This is a genomic window from Herbaspirillum sp. UBA812 (assembly GCF_002296545.1).
In the GTDB taxonomy this organism is placed as follows: domain Bacteria; phylum Pseudomonadota; class Gammaproteobacteria; order Burkholderiales; family Burkholderiaceae_D; genus Herbaspirillum; species Herbaspirillum huttiense.
Map to the genome: position 1 here is coordinate 1 of NZ_DBIC01000217.1, position 5,858 is coordinate 5,858.

General features: G+C 61.4%; 8 protein-coding genes. 1 reads left to right on the forward strand and 7 read right to left on the reverse strand.

Annotated elements, in window-relative coordinates:
• The 3 genes from B3873_RS14230 to B3873_RS14240 all read right to left on the reverse strand — a co-directional run.
• Positions 1–807, reverse strand: an 807-nt coding sequence (locus B3873_RS14230) for a TonB-dependent receptor (protein WP_286866839.1), incomplete at its 3' end; no start/stop codon positions are given.
• A 96-nt stretch (positions 808–903) separates the two neighbouring features.
• Positions 904–2,133: an MFS transporter gene (locus B3873_RS14235; RefSeq protein ID WP_286866841.1), complete on the reverse strand. Its 1,230-nt coding sequence runs from the start codon at positions 2,131–2,133 to the stop codon at positions 904–906.
• On the reverse strand, positions 2,130–3,989 hold the full coding sequence (locus B3873_RS14240; protein ID WP_286866843.1) for an IucA/IucC family protein: 1,860 nt from the start codon (positions 3,987–3,989) through the stop codon (positions 2,130–2,132). Before B3873_RS14240 ends, B3873_RS14235 begins: the two co-directional genes overlap by 4 nt.
• A 507-nt stretch (positions 3,990–4,496) precedes the next feature.
• On the opposite strand from B3873_RS14240, the gene B3873_RS14245 reads away from it, so the two are divergent.
• Positions 4,497–4,856: a hypothetical protein gene (locus B3873_RS14245; protein ID WP_286866844.1), complete on the forward strand. Its 360-nt coding sequence runs from the start codon at positions 4,497–4,499 to the stop codon at positions 4,854–4,856.
• Positions 4,857–4,962: 106 nt separating this feature from the next.
• Here the strand turns inward: B3873_RS14245 and B3873_RS14250 are convergent, their stop codons facing one another.
• The 4 genes from B3873_RS14250 to B3873_RS14265 all read right to left on the reverse strand — a co-directional run.
• Entirely contained in the window at positions 4,963–5,139 is a 177-nt protein-coding gene (locus B3873_RS14250; protein ID WP_286866846.1) for a hypothetical protein, read from the reverse strand.
• Positions 5,139–5,321, reverse strand: coding sequence for a hypothetical protein (locus B3873_RS14255; protein ID WP_286866847.1), 183 nt, complete (start codon positions 5,319–5,321; stop codon positions 5,139–5,141). Before B3873_RS14255 ends, B3873_RS14250 begins: the two co-directional genes overlap by 1 nt.
• A gap of 7 nt (positions 5,322–5,328) precedes the next feature.
• Positions 5,329–5,622: a hypothetical protein gene (locus tag B3873_RS14260; protein ID WP_286866849.1), complete on the reverse strand. Its 294-nt coding sequence runs from the start codon at positions 5,620–5,622 to the stop codon at positions 5,329–5,331.
• Positions 5,623–5,624: 2 nt separating this feature from the next.
• Positions 5,625–5,858: hypothetical protein (locus B3873_RS14265; RefSeq protein WP_286866850.1), on the reverse strand; the 234-nt coding region annotated here is incomplete at its 5' end.

The following is a 5,858-nucleotide window of genomic DNA, read 5'->3' on the forward strand; positions in this document are numbered from 1 at the left end:
CGCACCGTAATAGGTGGCAATGGGCACATCTGCAGGACGGCCCCGGTAACTGGGGATGCCCTGGTCGGCCAGTCGCCTGTCGTGCAGATAATTGAATTGCGCCGTGAAACTGGTCTGCGCATCCGGCTTGTAGGTCAGGGAAGGGGAGAGTGCCTGGCGTTCCAGGAAATACTGGTTGCGGAAACTGCTGGAGTCTTCCACTGCGCCGGTCAGGCGAAACAGCAGCGTGCCGGCGGCGCTGTTGCGGCCGACGTCGAATTCGCTGCGCTTCTGTCCTTCGCTGCCGACGGTGAGCCCGATCTCGCTGACCGGATCGTCGCTCGGCTTCTTGGTCACACGATTGACGATACCGCCCGCCGAGCCGCGTCCGTACAGCACGGAGGCCGGACCCTTGAGCACTTCCACGCGTTCCACATTGGAGAGGTCGCGGAAATACAGCGCATCATCGCGCACGCCATCGATGAACTGATCGGTGATGGCGCTGAAGCCGCGGATGATGACCTGGTCGCGCTGGGCGTCGCCCAGACTGAAACTGAGACCGGCCACGTTCTGCAGGGCATCCTGCAGCGACAGGGCATTCTGGTCGCGCATGACCTGCTTGGTGACGGTGTTGACGGTTTGCGGCACGTCGCGCAGCGGTACGTCGATCTTGGTGGCCGCCGAGGAGTTCTTGGGACGGTAGCCGCTGTTGTCATCTGCAGTCGCCTTGACGGTCACTTCCGGCAGCGCATTGGTTTGGACTTGTTGCGCGTAGCTGTCGAAGGCCAGGGCCAGCAGCGCACTGAGGGTACACAGTTTGGTGTTCATAGCAATATTGTTTTACGTTGTGAATGGACGAACTTCTGTTGCAGAGGCTGGCGGAAGGCTGGCGGAGGGAAAGCTTGGGACTGCAAGGGCGGTGTTTCAGCTGGCGGCCTCGCGGGTGTCGGAGCGTCGCTGCAAACCATGCAGGGCGGCGGCCACGATCAGATAGACGGCAGCGTTGGGCCAGAACACTTCACTGATCGGCAGCCAGCCCATGGCCAAGGCACCGGCAGCTGTTCCCAGCAGGGCACCGGCCTTGGCCGCGCTGTTGCCGGCGCCGAGTACCCAGCCTTGGCGGTGGCCATCGGCCTGGCGTGACAGCAGGGTGTAGAACACCGGCAGCAATGCGCCGAGGAACACGCCCCACAGCAAGCGTGCCGCGACAAACCATGCCGGCACATGACTCATGGACTGCAAGGCCAGCGTGGCAGCACAGGCCAGCGTGATCCACTTGACCCGCTGCAGGACTTGCTCCGGTGCCAGTGCAGCGAAGGCGCGTGCCCAGAGCGGAGCCGCAATGCACAGGCCCAGTGCGGTAGCGCCATAGCAAAGGCCGGTGAAGCTGGCATTGGCATGCAGGACCTGATCGGCATACACCGCAAAGAAAGCCTGCGGCATGATCTTGCCCGCCTGCACCAGCAAGATGCCCAGCAACAAGCCTTGAAACGCCTGCAGTGCAGGGCGTTCTGCCGCCGTTGAAGCAACCGGCTTTGATGATGCGCGCTGTCGATCAGTCGGCGCGGCTGGCTTGACGAAGGGCAGGGCCACCGCAGCCAGCAGCGCGCACAGCACGCACACCAGCGCGGTCGTCAGGTTGACGATCCAGAAGCCCCAGAGGTCAAACAAGATACCGCCCAGCCATGGGCCCAGGGCCGAGCCCATGGCGGTGGCCACTTGCAATCGTGCCATGAGCGAGCTGCGCTGCGCCGGGGTGGCCAGACCCGCGCCATAGGCTTGCGCCGTAGCGATGAAGCCGCCCAGCGCGCCCTGGATCAGACGCGCCAGCATTACTACGGTGACGCTGTCGGTCCAGGCCGCCATCAGCTGGCTGACCGCCAGCGCCAGCAAGGCCCGCACCACCATCGGCTTGTGGCCGGTCCGGTCGCCCAGGCGACCCCACCAGGGGGCGGTGAGCATGGTCATCAGCAAGGGGCCGGCATAGACCGCCATGCTGACCCAGGCCAGCGTGGCAGCCGACATGGGAGCCAGCTCCCGCAAATGCAGTGGCCAGAAGGGGCCGCTCATTTCCATCGCGCCCATCGAGAGCAGCTGGATGGCCATCAGATAGCGCAACGCCACAGCCGGACTGCGGCCCATCAACACGCTCATGCTGCGCCCGGCAGGGGATTGGGCATGCGCAGGACGACGTCCTCGGAGGTGTCGCTCAGGCGCATGCGGACGAAGGACTTGGCCGGCCAGTCATCCTGCAGCAGTGCCCGATACTCGGTTTGCCAACGCTGCGGTTCGGTGTCTGGCTTGAGTTCCGCGAAGCTGGCTGCGAGACGCTCGCGCAGTACCGCCATGAATGCTGCTTCCGGCTGCTGATAGGTGCGTGAGAGCAGCAAGGCAAGTTCGATGATGTGGCACAGCATGAAGGCGTGCAGAAGTTTGTCGCGCACGGAATCGTTGTCTTCGAACAGGGTGTGCTTGCTGCTGTAAGTTTCCAGCGCCAGTCTGCTGTGGCGCAAGGTGGGGGCATGGATGCGCAGGTCCCCAAAGTCGCGCAAGAGCATCTGCACAGGCCGAAGTTGGGCATCCACCATCACGAAGCTGTTCTGCTGATGGGCTTCAAAGGCGATGCCATAGCGCAGATAAGCTCCCAGCACTGCCGGCAAGGCGACATCCAGATAGGCAGCAAAGAATTGTTCGGCAGCATCGGCGTCGTCTCCCCACGCTGCGCTGACCAGATCGCAGACCAGCGGACGCCCGCTCAGAGGCGAATCTGCAAACAAGGCGCCCACCGGTACCGGCATGCGCTCCTTGCAGCGTTGCGTCATGGGGTTGCTGCGGTAGAGCACGGCCAGGTGGCGGGAGACATCGTCATTGCCCTGCGGGTCGCGGTAATACAGGCCGACTTCTTCACCGAGGATGGCCAGTCGTCCGCCGAAACCGTCTTCCTTGGCGATGATGTCGCGCAGCAGCCTGGTCAGGCGCGGGCCCATCACGGCAGACTTGGGCGAGACGGTACGCTCGACGCTGGTCAGGCGCAGCGATACGGGCAATTTCATGTGCGGCTGTGTAGGCGAGCCTTCAGGAACCACGGTGCGGAAGGACATGGTCGGCCGGGCTGGCAGGCTCGCTTCGGGCAGCAGCAGGAGCTGGCGCTTTTCCACTGCCTGAGCGAAGCGTTCGGGGATGGCGCGATCCAGCTGGTAAGGATGCAAGGGCAGGGGGAGCCAGTGTGAAACGTCTTCACCCCGGTGCTGCAAGGCTGTTGTCCACGTTTCCCAGGCTTGCGGGTAGTGGGTAGCGAACCATTGCCGGTATTCGGCGTGGTCCTGGCCGCCGGTGATGCAGGCGACATCGACGTGCATTGCTGCCAGGGAGAGCGTGATCGTGGCTTCAAATTCGGGCGAGAGCGCCATGACCTCGGCGCTGCTCAAGCCGAGTTTGGTCTTGTAGTTGGGGTGCCAAGGATGGCCCAGCGTGCCCCATTGTTCCAGCAGCAGGCTCGGGTTGGGGTGCGCTGAACGGAATAATGAGGCGACAAAATTGGTCTGCTGCTGCCCGAACTCGGCACGCAATCGAAGTCCCCAGTGTTGGCGGTAATTCAGGCAAAGGGCGTCATTTTCTGCGCTGTTGGAGAGCTCCATGATCAGCCGTTGCAGGCTGGCTTCGGAAATGTCCTCATGCGCCCGAGCCACCTTTGCCAACAGCATGGACGAGCTCAGCAAGGCTTGCGGGACCGGGTTTCCGACACTGTAGTGTGCGATGGAACCGTGGAGCTGGCAGTTGTCCGCCACACCCAGGTGCAGGCCCTCGATGCGCAGCATGCTTTGCGCTTTCCACAAAGGCAGCCAGGCGTAGTGCCCATCGAAGATCAGGTGTTCCCGCTGCAGCAGCTTTTCGCGGAACAGCGCTTGCAGCGTGCGTTGCAGACTGCGCTGCCGGGCTTGATGCCAGGCTCGGTTGAGATGGACATCTTGGGGTTCACCTAGGTCCTGGATGAGATTCAAAGTACGCATATTGTTGCCTCATGTAACAAAGTGTCTTTGAATTGTATCAAATGAGAATCGCTATTATTCGTATTTATTCGAGGGGTATTTATTCGTATAATTTGTATTATGTAAAATGGTATTTATTGCCATAGTAACAACAAAGCGCGATACGATTCCTACCCTGTTCCGCACCTCAGAAAAGCCGCCGTTTTAGGTGGCTTTTCTTCTTTACAAGTTCCGTTTTTCTGAATCACAATTGCCCCGCAATTTGCAAAATAGACAACTATGTGCCGTGACCTATTTGGGGAGGTTCCGGTGACCGAGGATGACGTCTATCGATGGGTACAGGCTATCTCGCCGCGCTGGCTCACACCGGAGCGGTCCTATCTCAATTACGTCCGCACCTGGGGCGTGGTCGATAAGATCAAGCAGGCAAAGCTCCGGGGGGACTTTGAATCCATCATAGACCGTCCGCAACCGGCATACCATGTAAGATTTGCATTAAACGCCATCATCTAACGAGGACAAAAAGAAATGAAGATGCAGCACTTATCCACTATCGCCCTGGCCCTGATCCTGACTGCCTGCGCATCCACGAAGCCTGCCAACGTGATGCCGATGGCCGGTGGCCAGTACCGTACAACCGGGTTCGGTGAAGACGAGAACGCCGCCCAGGGGGCCGCGCTGAAGGCCGCACAGGCCGCATGCGACAAGCAAAGCCGCCGCCTCGAAGTGGTCAGCACGCAGACCAAATACAAGGGCGTCGTCAGCGAGGACACGAACAAGAACCTTGCCACCGCTGGCAAGCTGGCATCCTATGTCGGTGCCTGGGTTCCCACGCTGACCGACGACAACGATTATGAGGTCACGCTGCAGTTCACCTGCGCGGCCTGATCTGTTGGCCAACAAACGAAAAGCCCCGGAAATCCGGGGCTTTTTCACTTCTTCTTGCGCTTGCGGAATTGGCCATTGGCCTTGCGCGGCGGCGTGCGTCGTTTGGTCACTTGTCTCTCCGGTAGATTGCATCAATGCGCTTGTGCGCCGTGTCGGCCGTATGCTGGGCGCGGTCGGCCTTTTCCCGCAGTGCCTTGATATCGGCACGGATGCCCGCGTACACGCCGGACCCGGCAGCCATGGCGGTCAGCACCTGGCCAACCAGTTCCGACGTGAACTCCATCACTGGCCCTCGCCGGCCTTGCCTTCAGGCGTGAAGATCGCGGCCAGGGACAGCAGCGCGGCCGCCGCCTGCGAAATGGTTTGCACGGTGGTGGTCGGCACGCCCCACAGGGTGGCCAGGCCGATCAGGCTTGCAATGCCGGCATGGGTCGATGGTTCTTTCAATCGTTGCAGCAGGTTCATTTTTTCCTCACGAGAAAAGATATTTCAGGAAGTTGCCAGCCGGGCAGGCAAACGAGGCATCCCACGTCCGCCCTTCCAGCTTGGCCCGTTCGCACTCGGTCAGTTCAGTGCGTGGCACGCCCACGTAATCGCCTATGGCATACACGGGCGTGGAGATTGCGGTGTCAGCAGCGCCGAGAACAAACTCAACGGCGGCGCCCCCCACAGCCGCCCCCACATCCGCAGCCGCACCCTTTTTTTTTACAAAAAAGATGATGGCCGCCAGGATCGCGCCGCCGATGATGAGTTTGTCCCGGTCCATGATTAGCCGTACCAAGGATCTTCAGCAGTGCCGCCGATGGGGCCGAGCGTGCCGAACGAGTTGTAACCGCCCGTTGCCGGCGATGCGTTGTAGGTGTCCGGCATGCCTCGTGCCATATTGGACAGCCAGGCGGCCAGGCCGGTAGTGAGCCCCGCAACAACCTGCTGCGTTCCGTTCCCGGTTGCTCCGGAGGCCGTGGTCGGCATGGTCACCACACGTGGGCGGGTGGCCAAGAC

Bases quoted from the DNA above. Each gene is read 5' to 3' on its own strand.
- B3873_RS14260 (WP_286866849.1), bottom strand. From the start codon at position 5,622: ATGGACCGGGACAAACTCATCATCGGCGGCGCGATCCTGGCGGCCATC.
- B3873_RS14245 (WP_286866844.1), top strand. From the start codon at position 4,497: ATGAAGATGCAGCACTTATCCACTATCGCCCTGGCCCTGATCCTGACT.
- B3873_RS14235 (WP_286866841.1), bottom strand. From the start codon at position 2,133: ATGAGCGTGTTGATGGGCCGCAGTCCGGCTGTGGCGTTGCGCTATCTG.
- B3873_RS14250 (WP_286866846.1), bottom strand. From the start codon at position 5,139: ATGGAGTTCACGTCGGAACTGGTTGGCCAGGTGCTGACCGCCATGGCT.
- B3873_RS14240 (WP_286866843.1), bottom strand. From the start codon at position 3,989: ATGCGTACTTTGAATCTCATCCAGGACCTAGGTGAACCCCAAGATGTC.
- B3873_RS14255 (WP_286866847.1), bottom strand. From the start codon at position 5,321: ATGAACCTGCTGCAACGATTGAAAGAACCATCGACCCATGCCGGCATT.